The organism is Gordonia sp. UBA7599, assembly GCA_002477755.1.
Taxonomy (GTDB): domain Bacteria; phylum Actinomycetota; class Actinomycetes; order Mycobacteriales; family Mycobacteriaceae; genus Gordonia.
Genome location: DLKD01000066.1, coordinates 1 through 15805, shown reverse-complemented (window position 1 = coordinate 15805; position 15805 = coordinate 1). Strand labels below are relative to the sequence as shown.

Genomic DNA, 15805 nt, shown 5'->3' with positions numbered 1-15805 from the left:
ACAGACCATCTGACACGCCCCTCCATTCCGACCTCGTCCTGGCCACCCAGATCGGGACGACTGGTGTCGATACGGGCACCGGTTTCCCGCCCCGCCGCCCACAACTCGGCCAGATTCGCCGCGTTCGCACCGCTGGTCGCCGCACCACCCAGAATCGGGGCGGCCAACAACGACGCCACCGTTACCCCCAGACCCGTCGCCTCGGACTTGGCCTTAGTCACGGCAGTCTTCGCCGCACCCGCCGTCTCCGCCGCAGCGGCAATCGCCGTCGGCGCGACCGCATGATCGACCGGTGCCAACGCCGCGGCCACCTGCGCCGAGCGCTGCGCGCGCTGGGCCGTCACCGCGTCAGCAGCCGTTGAGGCTGCCGCCCCCAAAGTGTCCGACAGTGCACCGCGCGCACGCTTGGCCGCATTCCGACCCGACAACGCTGCGCCACCGCGCCGCGCAACACCCTGCGATTCTGGCTGGGTACCCGTAGCCGCCGTACCATCCGCCCCGGCTGCCCCACCGGGCGTCGCCGCACCCCGATGCGACCGCGCCCCCCACTTCGCACCCCACTGGTGCTGCTCACCACCTGCAGACGACGAACCGTCCTGAGCGGCAGCAGCGCCATCACCCGTCGACGGAGTCGGTGCGTGTCCTCCCCGACTCGAACCATCGCCACCGCGCTGGGCCCATGTGCCCTGACCATTGCCCCATGACTTGCCCGCCTGGCCCCACCGACTACCGCCGCCCGAACCTTGCGTGCCGTCACCGGACTGGCCGGCGTCGCCCTGACTACCACTCTGCCCAGCATCGCTCTGGCCGGCACCACTCTGGCCACTACCGCTGTCGCCGGCAGAACCCGCGCCGCTACCCGAGCCCGCAGCACCGGAACCATTGCCAGCTCCCGAGCCATTGCCGTGGCCAAAACCCTTGCCGTGACCCAAGCCCTTCCCATGGCCAAAGCTGCCTTTGCCACCAGCATGGCCACTCGAACTACTGGCCCCGCCACCACCGGAACCAGCACCGCCAGAAGCACCACCGGGCGAGGCGTTCGACGCGCCCCCACCCCCGCCGAGAAGGGCAACACTGATCGCCGCAGCAGCGGTCAACGTCTGAACACGATGCTTATCAATTCGAGCCATTCCAGTAATATAGGTCACACAATGGCGATCACAAGAAACTCATAGAGTCATTCCGCCATATATCCCTATTGTCCAAATTCTTCGTATTGCGATATATATCCGAGAACGGCCGTTAGACCCGTCCGGATTGTCCGGAATCGGCTCTACAGACCTCCGGTCAAAGCGTGCGTGATCAGCGGCGGGACGTCGGATCTGCCTTCGATAATCGCCACTAACGCGGACCGGCCGATGTGCGCTTCGAGTAGATCCGCCATCACATCGAATTGCTCGGCACGCATCTGCTCAAAAGGCACGCGCCCCGCCTCGAACCGCTTTCCCCTAACCGCGGCGACCCGCGTCAACAAATCGCGCCGCACCGCGTCGTTCTCCAACAACCCGTGCCAATGGGTGCCCCACAGATTCTCCCGCTCGACACCCTCGCCACCGTCGTCGGTGACGAGCCACGTCGCCTCCCCCGACTCCTCGACGACGCCGTGGTGGATCTCGTAGCCGGTCGCCTCGTGGCCCCAGACCCGTCCTGCGCTGCGTCGGACGGTCTTGGCCGCATCGAAGCGGACTGTTTGGTCCAGCAAGCCGATCCCCTCGACCACCCCGCTGCCCGACTCCACGTCGTCGACGATCCTGCGGCTCAGCATCTGGAATCCACCGCACACGGCCAGGATGGGATCACCGGTCGCAGCCCGATCCCGCAGCGCCACGTCGATACCCCGCCTGCGCAGCCAACCGAGGTCGTCGACGGTGGCCCGCGTCCCGGGCACGACGACGAGATCGGCCGCGGCGACGCTGGCCGCGTCATCGACCCACGTCACTTCGACGTCGGGCTCGCTGGCCAGCGCTTCCACGTCGGTGGTGTTGGAGACGCGCGGGAGACGGATCGCGGCGACGCGCAGGCTGCCCCCCTGTGAAGTCGCCGGTCCGACCCGCGCGCCGATCGAGACCGAGAGCGAGTCCTCACCGTCGAGCCAGAGCCGCGGCTCAAACGGCAGCACCCCGAGGGTGGGCCGGCCGCTCAGCTCCTCGAGCCGGTCGAGCCCGGGCGTCAACAGCCCGGGATCACCGCGGAACTTGTTGACCAAGTAGCCGCGCACGAGCCGCTGGTCGTCGGGATCGAGGATCGCGGTGGTACCGAAGAGGTGGGCCAGGGATCCACCTCGGTCGATGTCACTGACGACGACGACGGGTAGGTCGGCCGCCGAGGCGAGCCCGAGGTTGGCGATGTCGGAACCGCGCAGGTTGATCTCGGCTATCGAGCCGGCGCCCTCGACGACGACGACATCGAACTCATCGCGCAGCGCCGCAAGGTCGTCGAGCACCACGTCGCGAAGCCGTGTCCGCCACTGCGCGTAATCGGCCGCCCCGACCACTCCAGCGGTCTGCCCACGGACCACGACGTGGGACTGACGATCCGATCCCGGCTTGAGCAGCACCGGGTTGAACCGCACCGACGGCTCCAACCCCGCCGCCCGCGCCTGGGCGGCCTGCGCCCGGCCGATCTCCCCACCGTCGAGCGTCGCGACGGAATTGTTCGACATGTTCTGCGCCTTGAACGGCGCCACGCGGACACCCTCTCGCGCCAACAGGCGGCACAGGCCCGCGACGACCATCGACTTGCCGGCGTCGCTGGTGCAACCGCCGATCAGCACCGCACCGCGCATCGGCGCAGTCAGACGATGTCGGGATCGGGCAGGGTGAGGACCTCGGCACCATCGTCGGTGACGACGAGGGTGTGCTCGAATTGGGCGGTCCACTGCCGGTCGCGGGTCACGACCGTCCACCCATCGTCCCAGATCTCGTACGGCAGGCCCCCGAGGTTGATCATCGGCTCGATGGTGAACACCATGCCGGGCTCCAAAACGGTGTCCACGTTCGGCTGGTCGTAGTGCAGTACGACCAGCCCGTTGTGGAACGTCTCGCCGATCCCGTGGCCGGTGAAGTCGCGGACTACGTTGTAGCCGAAGCGGTTCGCGTACGCCTCGATGACACGGCCGACGACGTTGAGCTCGCGCCCGGGCTTCACCGCTTTGATGGCCCGGTCGGTGGCGATGCGGGTCCGCTCCACGAGATCGGCGGCCTCCTGGGAGACATTTCCGGCGAGGAACGTCGCGTTGGTGTCGCCGTGGCAGCCGTCGAAGAAGGCGGTCACATCGATGTTGACGATGTCACCGTCGGCGATCACCGTAGAATCGGGGATGCCGTGACAGATCACCTCGTTGAGCGACGTGCAGCACGACTTCGGGAAGCTCTTGTAGCCCAACGTCGACGGATAGGAGTCGTGGGCGATCAGATAGTCGTGCACGATGCCGTCGAGCTCGTCGGTCGTCACGCCGGGGGCGACGGCGGCACCGGCGGTAGCCAGCGCATTCGCGGCGATCTTGCTGGCGACGCGCACCCGCTCGATGATGTCGGGCGTCGCCACCCAGGGCTCGGCGCCCTCTTTGGCGGTCTTCTTGTCGACGTACTCGGGTCGCACGATGTGGCTGGGCACGGGCCGTCGAGGTGAGACGACGCCGGGGGCCAAGGGAGCGCGAACAGACATGGGGACCACTGTAGTGCCCTCGGCCGAGGCGATGCAGCCGACTAAGGGCGGCTGTACATGCCGTAATTCGGCGGTAGCGAGTTGAAGAAATCGCGGGTCACGCCGACGGCGTGCGTCGAGTCACCACCGCCGACGATCAGCGTCGCAAAGGCCAGGTCGCCGCGGTATCCGGCGAACCACGCGTGCGATCCGCCCGCGAACTCGGCTTCACCGGTCTTGGCGAAAATCGGTCCGAGACCGTTCACGACGGTGCCGGTGCCCTCGGTGACGACCGCGCGCATCATCGGCTTGACCTGGTCGTAGATCTTCGGGTCGACGGTGGGCCAAGGTCCGGTGACCTTGGTGGTGCGGCCGCGGATGAAGGTCGGGACCGGCGGGGACCCGTGGGCGATGGTCGCCGGGACCATCGCGAGGCCGAACGGCGACACCAGTACCTTGCCCTGGCCGAACCCGTCCTCGCTGCGCGCCACGATGTCGGGCGCGATTGGCACCGACCCGGACACGTTGGCCAGGCCGGGGATGTCGTAGACGCCGCCCAGGCCCATCGCCGCGGCCTGATAGGCGAGGTCAGACGGGCCCATCTGGCTGGCAAGGTGCGCAAACGTCGTGTTGCAGGACTGGGCGAAAGCACCGAGCAGCGGGACGCTGCCGAGAGAGAACTTGTCGTAGTTGGGGATCAGCCGCGATCCGATCTGGATCTCACCCGGGCAGGGGACGATCGACGACGGATGGGCGAGATTGGCGCGCACCGCGGCCGACGCGGTCACCATCTTGAACGTCGATCCCGGCGGGTAGAGGCCGTTGGTGGCGATCAACCCGTCGACGTCGGCGGCCTTATTCTGCGCAATCGCCAGGATGTTGCCCGTCGACGGCTGGATGACGACCATCGCCGCCTTGCGACCAGCCCCGTTTACCGCCCGCTGTGCTGCAGCCTGGACCGCGCGCGAGAGGGTCAGCGTCACGGCCGGCGACGGCTTCGGCGCATGGTCGTCGAGGATGCCGGCGGTCACACCGTTGGGGTTCACGACGTCGACGCGCCACCCGGGCGTTCCGGCGGTCTGGCCTTCGACGACCCTGCGCACCTGCGCCAGCAAGGCCGGCGCAAAACCGGGTTCGACGGGGAGCAGCTCGGCCTGGTCGGTGGCGACGATGCCGGGGATGGCCAACCGGTCGCGGATCTGGTCGAAATCACTGTGGCTCAATCGGATCAGCGAGTACGGCTTGCCGGTGGCGGTCGCTGTTTCCACGACGGACTGGACGTTGACCTTGGGGTTGAAGCGCGCGAGCGCCTCGAGTGCCCCGGTGAGGGAATCCAGTGGCTCGACGCCGGCCCGCAGCGCCGCCTTCGCGTCGAAACTGATCCCGACGACCGTGCCGTTGACCATGACGCGCGAACCGTCAGACTCGTTCACCTCGGCGCGCGGGGCCTCCAGTGTGCGGAACTTCAGGCGCTGATCGGCACCCAGCTCAGGGTGCAGGTTCGTCGGCATCCACCGCACCGACCAGCCGCTGTCGCCGCGGCTGGCCGCGACCTGCGCGGTGTAGCGCCATTCGCGCTTACCGGGCAGGTGCCACGTGTAGGTGACGTCGGCCAAGGCGTTGTCGACCGAGAGGCGCACTTTGCCCGTCGAATAGTCGAGTTTCTCGGCGTCGAGGCCGGCCCACATCTCGGCGATCGCCGTCGACGCGACGTCCGGACTGCCGGTCTGGGCGGCGGCACCCTTCACGTCGCGGGCGGCGAGGGCGTGCATGAAACGGTCGACGACGCGGCGCGGGTTGTCCTCGGCGGACCCGCAAGCGCTCAGCGACATGCCGACGACGGCAGCGACGGTGATCGCGACGGTCCGGGCGACTGCTTTCGAAGGTCTCATCACGGTTGATACTAGATGTGACGCATGTGATTGGTGTGACGCCACGCTGGGCTCACTCGGCGCGGATTCGGGCTCACTCGGCGCGGATTCGGGCTCGCTCGGCGCGGATTTGGGCTCAGTCGATGAGGACGGTCGCGAAGGTGCCGACCTGTTCGAACCCGACGGCCTCGTAGGCGCGGCGCGCGCACACGTTGAAATCGTTGACGTAGAGGCTAGGCGTCCGACCGTGTGCACGAATCGCGGCGGCGACGGCTGCGGTCCCCGCCTTGCCGAGGCCGGAGTCGCGGTACTCGGGGTCGACCCACACGCCCTGGATTTGGCCGACCGCGTGCGAGAGCGCACCGATCTCGGCCTTGAACACCACGCGCCCGTCATCGAACCGCGCGAACACCCGCCCCGCATCGATCAACCCGGCCAAGCGCTGCCGGTAGGCGCGCCCACCGTCGAAGGCACACGGGTCGACGCCGATCTCGGAGGTGAACATCTCCACCGCCGCGGGGAAGTAGGCCGACAGGTCGTCGCGGGTGACCAACCGGACCTCGGGGTCTTCGGCGATCCGCGGTGCGCGGCGCAGGGCCATCAGCGGTTGCACGGCGCGCACCTCGCGGGCCGAGCCCCAAGCCGGCTCGAGCCGTTCCCACAGCCCCAGCGCCAGCTCGGCGGGCCCGACGATGGACGAGCACTCGCGCGGGCGGGTCGACGCGGACTCCGCAAAGTAGTCGAGATCGGCGTCGGCGCCGACCAGTGGGATCAGGTTGGCGCCGGAGAAACACAGTGAGAACTCGGGGTCGTCGGCCGACCACAGCTGCCCGCCCAGCCAACGCGGTTCAATGCCGTAACTCTCGACACGGGCGGCGACCATGCAGGTGGCGACAGGGTCGGCGGCGAGGGCACGCGCCACCGCCAGTGCGTCGCTGGTCTGCAGCGGCTGTCGACGCCTGGTCAGCATGAACGGACTCCCTCCCGCGGTCCGGCGGCGCGCCGCGTCAGCTCACGGTGACGACGGGTGCGCCGGTTCCAGTGTCGCCCGTTTCCTCGGCGATTCGCAGGGCTTCCTCGATTAACGTCTCGACGATCTGCGACTCCGGCACTGTCTTGATGACCTCGCCCTTGACGAAGATCTGGCCTTTGCCGTTGCCGGAGGCGACACCCAGGTCTGCCTCCCGGGCCTCCCCCGGCCCGTTGACGACACAGCCCATGACGGCGACGCGCAGCGGCACCTCCATGCCGTCGAGCCCGGCGGTCACTTCCTCGGCCAGCTTGTACACGTCGACCTGGGCGCGTCCGCACGACGGGCAGGACACGATCTCCAGCCGACGGGGCCGCAGGTTGAGCGACTGCAGGATCGCATCGCCGACCTTGATCTCCTCGACCGGCGGCGCCGACAGGGACACGCGGATCGTGTCGCCGATCCCCTCCGATAGCAGCGCCCCGAAGGCGACGGCCGACTTGATGGTGCCCTGGAACGCGGGGCCGGCCTCGGTGACGCCCAAATGCAGCGGGTAGTCGCACTGCGCGGCGAGCTGGCGGTAGGCCTCGACCATGATGACGGGGTCGTTGTGCTTGACGGAGATCTTGATGTCGCCGAAGCCGTGCTCCTCGAACAGCGACGCCTCCCACAGCGCCGATTCGACGAGGGCCTCCGGCGTCGCCTTGCCGTACTTCTCCATCATCCGCTTGTCCAGCGAACCGGCGTTGACGCCGATGCGGATCGGGATGCCGGCAGCTCCGGCGGCCTGCGCGACCTCCTTGACCCGGCCGTCGAACTCCTTGATGTTGCCGGGGTTCACGCGCACCGCCGCACAGCCCGCATCGATCGCGGCGAAGATGTACTTCGGCTGGAAATGGATGTCGGCGATCACCGGGATGTTGGCCTTGCGGGCGATCTCCGGCAGTGCGTCGGCGTCCTCCTGGCGGGGACAGGCCACGCGCACGATGTCGCACCCGGAAGCGGTCAGCTGCGCGATCTGCTGCAGCGTCGCGTTGATGTCGTGCGTCTTGGTCGTGGTCATCGATTGCACCGAGATGGGGCTATCGCTGCCGACGCCGACATCGCCGACGCGGATCTGCCGGGTCTTGCGGCGTGGCGCCAGCACGGGCGGCGGTGCCGCGGGCATGCCGAGCCCGATGGCGAGGGGGGCTGAATCACTGGTCATGTGGGCCTCAGAAAAGCTTGATCGGATTGATGATGTCGGCGGTGAGGGTGAGCACCATGAATGCGCCCATCACCGCGACCACTGTGTAGGTCAGCGGCATCAGCTTCATGTAGTCGACCGGCCCGGCCGCGATCTTGCCGCGACGTCGGCGCAGCGCATTACGAACCTTCTCGTAGGCGACGACCGCCATGTGCCCACCGTCGAGCGGCAGCAGCGGCACCAGGTTGAACAGCCCGAGGAAGAAGTTGATGCTGATGAGCAGGCCGATGAACAGCTCCCAGACGCCCTGCTCGACCGCCTCGCCGCCGATCACCGAGGCGCCCCACACGCTGATCGGCGTGTCCGCCGACCGCTCGCCGCCGGTCACCGCGGTCCACAGGGCGCCGATCTTCGTCGGCAGCGACACCAGTGCGTCCCAGGTTGCCGAGATCATGTCGCCGGTGAACGCGACCGACGCGGGGATGGCGGAGAGCACGTTGTACTTGACCGGCATCGGCGGGCCCGGGTACTTCAACCCGATCATCTGACGCTGCTGGGTCGTCGTGGTGCCGTTGGGCCCGGGTCCGGTGATGGTGACCGGGGTCGGGGTGACGGTCAGGTTCAGCAGCTTGCCGTCGCGGTCCACGCCGAGCGCGACCGGTCCGGTTGCTGCGGCCAACAGCGGGGTGACCTCGGCGGCCTTGCTCACCGGCTTGCCATTGACCGAGACGATCTTGTCCCCGGCCCGCAGCCCGGCCGCGGCGGCCGGTCCGGGGCCGGTGCAGGGAACGGCGTTCTCGCCCTGCTCATTGAGCTGGGGCGCCACGCAGAACGTCGATGCGACGACGGCGGGCGTTGGCTCCGGGTGCAGGTTCGGCAACCCCCAGCCGACGGCGAGCACGATGATCAGTAGAAAGCCGAGGATGAAGTTCTGCAGCGGACCTGCGACAAGGACGACGAGGCGCTTCCACGGCTTCTGCTTGTACATCGCGCGCGACTCCTCGTCGGCGCTCAGGTCCTCGTAGGGCGTCATCCCGGCGATGTCGCAGAACCCGCCGGCGGGGATGGCCTTGAAGCCGTATTCGGTCTCACCGCGCCGGGTCGACCACAGGGTGGGTCCGAAGCCGACGAAGTAGCGGCGCACCTTCATCCCGGTGGCCTGCGCGGCCCACATGTGGCCGCATTCGTGCCAGGCCACCGACAAGACCAACGCGATCGCGAATCCCGCGACGCCGAGGGCAAAGCTCACTGGTTCAACTCCGTTGCTCCCACCACCGCGGCGGCCCGGGTGCGGGCCCACTGATCAGCGGCGAATACCTCGTCCACACTACCCGGCGGTGAGCGCCACTCGTCGGCTGCGGCGAGCACCTCGGCAATGGTCGGGACGATCCGGTCGAACCGCAGTGCACCGTCGAGGAAGGCCTGGGCGGCGACCTCGTTGGCGGCGTTGTAGACCGCGGTCAGGCTGCCGCCGGCCGTGCCGGCCTCCCGTGCGACGCGGATCGCCGGGAACACCTCGTCGTCGACGGGTTCGAAGGTCCAGGCCGAGGCGGTGGAGAAATCACACGCGGTCGACGACCCGGGCACACGGTCGGGCCAGCCCAATGCCAGGGCGATCGGCAGCTTCATCGACGGCGGTGAGGCCTTCGCGATGGTCGCCCCGTCGACGAAGGTGACCATCGAGTGGACGATCGACTGCGGGTGCACGGTCACATCGATCCGGTCGTAGGGCACATCGAACAGCAGGTGCGCCTCGATCACCTCGAGCGCCTTGTTGACCAGGGTCGCCGAGTTCAGGGTGATCATCGGCCCCATCGACCAGGTCGGGTGCTTGCCCGCCTGTTCCGGTGTGACGTCGCGCAACTGCTCGGCGCTCCAGCCGCGGAACGGGCCGCCCGACGCGGTCAGGACGAGGCGGTCGACCTCGGCGGCACTGCCGCCGCGCAGGCACTGGGCAATTGCGGAATGCTCGGAGTCCACCGGCACGATCTGGCCCGGCGCCGCCGCGTCCATGACCAGCGATCCCCCGGCCACCAGTGACTCCTTGTTGGCCAGCGCCAGCCGGGCACCCGAGGCGAGGACCGCCAGACTGGGCGCCAGGCCGCGCGCCCCGACCACCGCGTTGAGGACTATGTCGGCGGGCACGGCGCCCACGAGGTCGACCATCGCATCAGGACCGCTCAGGACGGGACCACCGAGGGCCTCGGCAACCTGCCCGGCGGTGGCTTCATCGGCGACGGCGATCGCCGACGGCCCGATCCCGAATGCCTTCGCCTGCGCGATGAGGGCGTCGGGATTGCCGCCGCCGGCGCCGAGCCCGACGACGCGGAAGCGCTCGGGGTGCTCGGCGATCACTTCCAGCGCCTGGGTGCCGATCGACCCGGTCGATCCGAGAATCAGTACGCGTGTGGCCACATCCACATTCTCCCCCATCCACCGCAGCGAACCGAACGCCGGTTATGATGACAGCCAGCAGCCCGTCCATCGTCGAAGGAGCCGTCCCGTGGCCAGCACCGAGGTTGATCACCCCACCGTTGACACCGGATGGGTCCGCGAGCCCGTCGCAGCACCGTCGGCACGGTTCGGCTGGCACGGCTTCGGCCGCAAGTCGGCGTCGCTCGCCGGTGTGCTCGTCATCATCGCGCTGCTCGGCATGACGATCGGCAACCACGAGGGCCATGTCGAGGACTTCTTCCTCGTCGGTATCGCCGTCATCGTCGCTGTTCTCCTGTTGAAGAACACGATCTGGCCCGGGCGTAGCGAAGCCGCCTGACCGCTAGCGGTCTTCTGCGGCCAGCTGACCACAAGCGGCCGCAATCTCTTGCCCACGCGTGTCGCGCACTGTGCAGGAAACACCCTGTTCGCGCACGCGCGCGACGAATTCCCGTTCCACCGGTTTGGGGCTGGCGTCCCATTCTGAGCCCGGAGTCGGGTTGAGTGGGATCAGGTTGACGTGCACCAGCGAGCCGAGTGCCTCCCGCAGCTTGGCGCCGAGCATGTCCGCGCGCCACGGCTGGTCGTTGACGTCGCGGATGAGGGCGTACTCGATCGAGACCCGCCGGCCGGTGGTGTCGGCGTAATAGCGCGCGGCTTCCAGGACCTCGGCCACCGACCAGCGGTTGTTCACCGGGACCAGGGTGTCGCGCAGCTCGTCGTCGGGGGTGTGCAGTGAGACGGCCAGCGTGACCGACATGCCCTCGTCGGCCAGCCGCCGGATCGCCGGTGCCAGGCCTACCGTCGACACCGTCACCGACCGCGCCGAGATTCCGAGACCCTGCGGGGCGGGCGAGATGATCTTGCGGACCGCGTCGACGACCCGCTTGTAGTTCGCCAGCGGCTCCCCCATGCCCATGAAGACGACGTTGGACAGCCGGCCCGGTTCGCCGAACTCACCGTCGCGCAGGGTGCGCGCCGCGGAGCGGACCTGATCGACGATCTCGGCGGTCGACAGGTTGCGGTCGAGGCCGCCCTGCCCCGTCGCGCAGAACGGGCAAGCCATTCCGCAACCAGCCTGCGACGAGATGCACAGCGTGTTGCGCTCCGGATAACGCATCAGGACGCTCTCCAACAGAGTGCCGTCGTGCAGCCGCCACAGCGTCTTGCGCGTCGTGTGGTCGTCGGTGTCGATGGTGCGCACCGGCGTCATCAGCGACGGGAAGAGCTGCTCACCGACGTCGGCGCGCACGCCCGCCGGAAGATCGGTCATCTCCGCGACGTCGGCGTTGAACCGGCCGTAATACTGGTTGGCCAGCTGCTTGGCGCGGAACTTCGGCAGGCCAAGCTTCTCGACGGCGGCCGCAGCCTCCTCCGGCGAGAGGTCGGCGAAGTGGGTGGGCGGCTTTCCTCGCTTGGGTGCGTCGAACACCAGGGGCAAGGAAGTCATGGGTGCCATTGTCCCATGCACCGCCCCACGTTCTCGAATCCCGAATCGGCGCATCGACGACGGCGGCTCGGTGCGGCGCCGGTCGGTACGCTCGAAAATGGCAGATCATTGGAGGAAGCAATGAAGGCAGTTGTCGTCACGGGACCCGATCTGGCCCCCGTTTACGCCGATTTCCCCGACCCGACACCGGGCGACGGATTCGTCGTCGCCGACTTGGTCGCGGCCGGGATCCACAACATCGTCCGCAGCCGCGCGTCGGGCCGGCACTACAGCTCCACGGCGGTGTGGCCGCTGATCCCGGGCATCGACGCCGTTGTGCGCACCGGCGACGGACGCCTCGTCTACACCGCCACGCAGGCCGTGCCCTACGGGACGATGGCCGAACACATCCCCACCTCCGAAGCCTTCGCCATCGCGGTCCCAGAAGGGACCGACCCGCTGGCGGTGGCCGCTGGATGCAACCCCGGCCTCGCCTCCTGGATGCCGCTACGCAGTCGACGTGACGCGCTGGCCGACTCCGGCGGGCTGGCGACCGTGCTGGTACTCGGGGTCACGGGCATGGCCGGGCGGATCGCCGTCGACAACGCGCTGGCGATGGGTGCGACGACGGTCGTCGGCGTCGGGCGCAACAGCGAAGTGCTCGAGGAACTCACGCGGACGCACGGACCGGCCCTGCGGACGGTCGCGCTCACCGGAACCGATGGCGACGCCGACGCCATTCGTGATGCTCTCGAAGGACAGGCCCCGACGACGGTGATCGACTTCCTGTGGGGACCGGTCGCGGAGCAGACCTTCGCGGCTGTGGGATCCCTCTCCGACGACACCGCTGTCGCCCACATCGAGATCGGCACGATGGCCGGGGCCGACGCCTCGGTTCCCGGAGCACTGTTGCGCAGCCGCCACTACACCCTGAGCGGAAGCGGGTTGGGCAGCGTCGACGTGTCCGCCATCTTCACGGGGATTGCCGAATTCATCGACCGGATCGGCGACGGTGCCGTGACAGTCCCCTACACGTCGTTCCCGCTGTCTCAGGTCGAGCAGGCATGGGTGTACAGCGGGCCCGAGAGGGCCGTCGTCGTACCTGGCTGAACCCGGTCTACCAGCGCCGAAGTCAGAGCAGCGCCGAGAGCACCGCCCACACGACGAACGCGCAGGGCAGCAGGGAGTCCAAGCGGTCCATGATGCCGCCGTGGCCGGGCAACAGGGTGCCCATGTCCTTGATCTCCAGGTCGCGTTTGACCTGGGACTCCACGAGGTCGCCGAGGGTGGCGCAGAAGACCAAGCCGATGCCGAGGATCACGCCGATCCACCACTGGCTGTCGAGGAGGAACACGACGCAGCAGATCGCGCCGACGATGCCGAAGGTCAGCGACCCGGCGAACCCCTCCCAGGACTTCTTGGGACTGATCGCGGGCACCATCGGATGCTTGCCGAACAGCACACCGGCGGCGTACCCGCCAACGTCGGAGCAGACGACGACGATCATCAGCGTGAACACGCGCTGAGCACCGTGGTCCTGCAGGACCATGTCGGTGGCGAATGACGCCAACACCGGGATCCAGAGCAGCACCAGCACCGACGCCGAGAGGTCGCGCAGATAGCCGACCGGCGCCGCATTCAACCCCTGGGACAGCAGGCGCCACACCATGACGATCAGGACCGTCGAGGCCAGGGCTACCAGCACACCGGTGGTGCGCCATTGCCACGAGGACGCAATGATTGCGGCGGTGCCGGCCAGCAGCGGGATCACCGGGACGTCGAATCCGCCCTCCTGCAGTCGCTTGACGACCTCCCACGTCGCAATGAGCATCGCGATGCCGACGACCAGGTACCACCACTCCGAGGCGAAGATGAGGACGGCGATACACATACCGCCGAGTGCGAGCCCGACGCCGATCGCCGCGGGAAGGTTGCGCCCGGCCTTCGATTTCGGCGCCTGCGCCGCTGCAGCGGCCGTATGTGCTGGAGGTTTGCTCATCGTGTGGGCCCGCTCAGACTTCGAGCAGTTCGCCTTCCTTGTGCTTCACGAGCTCGTCGACCTGCGCGACGTAGCCGGCGGTCGTCTTGTCGAGTTCCTTTTCGGCGCGCACAACCTCGTCCTCGCCGGCCTCGCCGTCTTTCTGGATGCGCTTGAGCTCGTCGACCGCTTTGCGCCGCACGTTGCGGATGGCGACCTTGGCGTCCTCGCCCTTGGCCTTGGCCTGCTTGACGAGTTCTTTGCGACGGTCCTCGGTGAGCTGCGGAATCGACACGCGGATGAGGTTGCCGTCGTTGGTCGGGTTGACGCCGAGGTCGGAGTTGCGGATGGCCGTCTCGATGTCGCCGAGCGAGGACTGCTCGTAGGGCTTGATCACCACCAAACGCGCTTCGGGCGTAGTGATGCTGGCCACCTGGGTGACCGGCGTCGGCGCACCGTAGTAGTCGATGACGACCCGGTTGAACATCGACGGATTGGCCCGACCCGTACGGATCGAACCCATGTCGTCCTTCGCCCGGGAGACGGCCTTCTCCATCTTCTCCTCGGCGTCGAACAATGCTTCGTCAATCATCGGTTCTGCAGTCTCCTAGGTCGTCACGAGGGTGCCGATGCGCTCACCGGCGATAGCGCGCGCAATGTTTCCCTCCGTCAACAAATTGAACACCAACATCGGCATCTTGTTGTCCATACAGAGGCTGAACGCGGTGGCATCGGCAACCTTGAGCCCCTGTTCCAGTACCTCGCGGTGGCTGATCTCGGTGAACATCGTCGCTTCCGGGTCTTCCCGCGGATCCGCGGTGAACACACCGTCGACCGCCTTGGCCATCAGGACCACCTCGGCCTTGATCTCCAACGCGCGCTGGGCGGCGGTGGTGTCGGTCGAGAAGTACGGCATACCCATGCCGGCGCCGAAGATGACGACACGACCCTTCTCCAGATGGCGCACCGCCCGCAGCGGCAGGTACGGCTCGGCCACCTGGCCCATCGTGATCGCCGTCTGGACGCGGGTGGTCACGCCGCGCTTCTCCAGGAAGTCCTGCAACGCCAGGCAGTTCATCACCGTGCCGAGCATGCCCATGTAGTCCGAGCGCGAGCGGTCGAGGCCGCGCTGCTGCAGTTCGGCACCGCGGAAGAAGTTGCCGCCACCGATGACGACGGCGATCTGCGCACCGGTCGCCACGACCTCGGCAATCTGGTCGGCCACCGCGGCGACGACATCGGGGTCGAGGCCGACCTCTCCGCCGCCGAACATCTCGCCGCCCAGCTTCAGCAGAACCCGGTGATAGCCGTGTCGTGCGGTTTCATCGCCAGCGACAGTGTTGTCTCCCGACCCGGTCATGTGATTCCTCGCCGTCCTGCGTCAGTGGGGCACGCTGCCTGTACTACCGTCGTCGCGGCCCTCGCGGGCACCGCGCACACCCGTCTCATCTTAGGGTGCGAACTGCAAAGCCCCGCCCCCGACCTGTCGGACGGGGGCGGGGCTTTGCCGTTGAACGCGTCGTGCGGTTAGCGCAGTCCCGTTAGGACTGGCCCACCTCGAAGCGGGTGAAGGCCTTCACCTCGACACCCGCGTCGGACAGGATCGCTCCGACGGTCTTCTTGGAGTCGGTGACCGACGGCTGGTCGACCAGGACGACGTCCTTGTAGTAGCCGGTCAGACGACCCTCGACGATCTTGGGCAGCGCCTGCTCGGGCTTGCCCTCCTCGCGAGCGGTCTGCTCGGCAATACGGCGCTCGTCGGCGACGACGTCCGCGGGGACCTCGTCGCGGCTCGCGTAGCGGGCCTTGAGCGCGGCGACCTGCATGGCAGCCCCGCGGGCGGCCTCGGCCGCAGCCTCGCCGTCACCGGTGTAGGACACCAGGACGCCGACCCCGGGGGGCAGGTCCGATGCACGCTTGTGCAGGTACGTCGCCACCGGGCCGTCGTAGAAGACGACGCGGCGCAGCTCGAGCTTCTCGCCGATCTTGGCCGAGAGTGCCGCGATGGCGTCGGCGACGGTGCCGTCGCCCAGCGCGGCAGCCTTGAGCTCGTCGACGTCGCTGGTCTTGGCGGCCAGCGCGGCGTCGAGGACCTGGTCGGCGAGAGCCTGGAACTCGTCGTTCTTGGCGACGAAGTCGGTCTCGCTGTTGAGCTCGATCATCGCACCGTCGCGCGCGGCGACGAGACCCTCGGCAGTGGAGCGCTCAGCGCGCTTGCCCACGTCCTTGGCACCCTTGATGCGCAGTTCCTCGACGGCCTTGTCGAAATCGCCGTCGTTGTTGGCCAGGGCGT

Annotated in this window: 15 protein-coding genes; 2 read left to right on the top strand and 13 right to left on the bottom strand. The window is 68.1% G+C overall.

The genetic code is table 11. The features are described from left to right. From B4L26_RS08625 to dxr, 8 genes are all read right to left on the bottom strand, one after another. Nucleotides 1–344: hypothetical protein (locus B4L26_RS08625; RefSeq protein WP_290718018.1), on the bottom strand; the 344-nt coding region annotated here is incomplete at its 3' end. Nucleotides 345–1273: 929 nt separating this feature from the next. Beyond that, entirely contained in the window at nucleotides 1274–2785 is a 1512-nt protein-coding gene (locus tag B4L26_RS08620; protein WP_290718015.1) for a cobyric acid synthase, read from the bottom strand. An 8-nt stretch (nucleotides 2786–2793) separates the two neighbouring features. After that, nucleotides 2794–3666: a type I methionyl aminopeptidase gene (map, locus tag B4L26_RS08615; RefSeq protein ID WP_290718014.1), complete on the bottom strand. Its 873-nt coding sequence runs from the start codon at nucleotides 3664–3666 to the stop codon at nucleotides 2794–2796. A 41-nt stretch (nucleotides 3667–3707) separates the two neighbouring features. Beyond that, nucleotides 3708–5537, bottom strand: a complete 1830-nt coding sequence (locus B4L26_RS08610) for a penicillin-binding transpeptidase domain-containing protein (protein ID WP_290718012.1) — start codon at nucleotides 5535–5537, stop codon at nucleotides 3708–3710. Between the two features lie 115 nt (nucleotides 5538–5652). Then, a complete protein-coding gene (locus tag B4L26_RS08605) occupies nucleotides 5653–6486 on the bottom strand; it encodes a GNAT family N-acetyltransferase (RefSeq protein WP_290718010.1) in 834 nt (277 codons plus the stop codon). Nucleotides 6487–6523: 37 nt separating this feature from the next. Then, on the bottom strand, nucleotides 6524–7693 hold the full coding sequence (gene ispG / locus B4L26_RS08600; protein ID WP_290718008.1) for a flavodoxin-dependent (E)-4-hydroxy-3-methylbut-2-enyl-diphosphate synthase: 1170 nt from the start codon (nucleotides 7691–7693) through the stop codon (nucleotides 6524–6526). A 7-nt stretch (nucleotides 7694–7700) separates the two neighbouring features. After that, on the bottom strand, nucleotides 7701–8921 hold the full coding sequence (locus B4L26_RS08595) for a M50 family metallopeptidase (protein ID WP_290718006.1): 1221 nt from the start codon (nucleotides 8919–8921) through the stop codon (nucleotides 7701–7703). Beyond that, complete coding sequence (dxr, locus tag B4L26_RS08590; protein WP_290718004.1) at nucleotides 8918–10087, bottom strand: 1-deoxy-D-xylulose-5-phosphate reductoisomerase; 1170 nt, start codon at nucleotides 10085–10087, stop codon at nucleotides 8918–8920. Before dxr ends, B4L26_RS08595 begins: the two co-directional genes overlap by 4 nt. Nucleotides 10088–10175: 88 nt before the next feature. Here dxr and B4L26_RS08585 point away from each other — a divergent pair, with 88 nt between their 5' ends. After that, on the top strand, nucleotides 10176–10445 hold the full coding sequence (locus B4L26_RS08585; protein WP_290718002.1) for a DUF2631 domain-containing protein: 270 nt from the start codon (nucleotides 10176–10178) through the stop codon (nucleotides 10443–10445). A gap of 3 nt (nucleotides 10446–10448) precedes the next feature. Here the strand turns inward: B4L26_RS08585 and rlmN are convergent, their stop codons facing one another. After that, the gene (gene rlmN / locus B4L26_RS08580; protein WP_290718000.1) at nucleotides 10449–11555 is read right to left on the bottom strand and encodes a 23S rRNA (adenine(2503)-C(2))-methyltransferase RlmN; all 1107 of its coding nucleotides are present in this window, start codon (nucleotides 11553–11555) and stop codon (nucleotides 10449–10451) included. 120 nt (nucleotides 11556–11675) lie between these two features. Between rlmN and B4L26_RS08575 the strand changes: the two genes are divergently transcribed. Continuing rightward, nucleotides 11676–12644 (top strand): quinone oxidoreductase family protein, encoded by a 969-nt coding sequence (locus tag B4L26_RS08575; RefSeq protein WP_290717998.1) that lies wholly within the window; start codon nucleotides 11676–11678, stop codon nucleotides 12642–12644. Between the two features lie 22 nt (nucleotides 12645–12666). Here B4L26_RS08575 and B4L26_RS08570 read toward each other — a convergent pair whose 3' ends face one another. The 4 genes from B4L26_RS08570 to tsf form a co-directional block, all read right to left on the bottom strand. Then, nucleotides 12667–13533 (bottom strand): phosphatidate cytidylyltransferase, encoded by an 867-nt coding sequence (locus B4L26_RS08570; protein WP_290717997.1) that lies wholly within the window; start codon nucleotides 13531–13533, stop codon nucleotides 12667–12669. Nucleotides 13534–13546: 13 nt separating this feature from the next. Next, nucleotides 13547–14104: a ribosome recycling factor gene (gene frr, locus B4L26_RS08565; RefSeq protein WP_290717995.1), complete on the bottom strand. Its 558-nt coding sequence runs from the start codon at nucleotides 14102–14104 to the stop codon at nucleotides 13547–13549. Between the two features lie 15 nt (nucleotides 14105–14119). Continuing rightward, nucleotides 14120–14872 (bottom strand): UMP kinase, encoded by a 753-nt coding sequence (gene pyrH, locus B4L26_RS08560; protein WP_290717993.1) that lies wholly within the window; start codon nucleotides 14870–14872, stop codon nucleotides 14120–14122. Between the two features lie 181 nt (nucleotides 14873–15053). After that, nucleotides 15054–15805: translation elongation factor Ts (gene tsf, locus B4L26_RS08555; RefSeq protein ID WP_290717991.1), on the bottom strand; the 752-nt coding region annotated here is incomplete at its 5' end.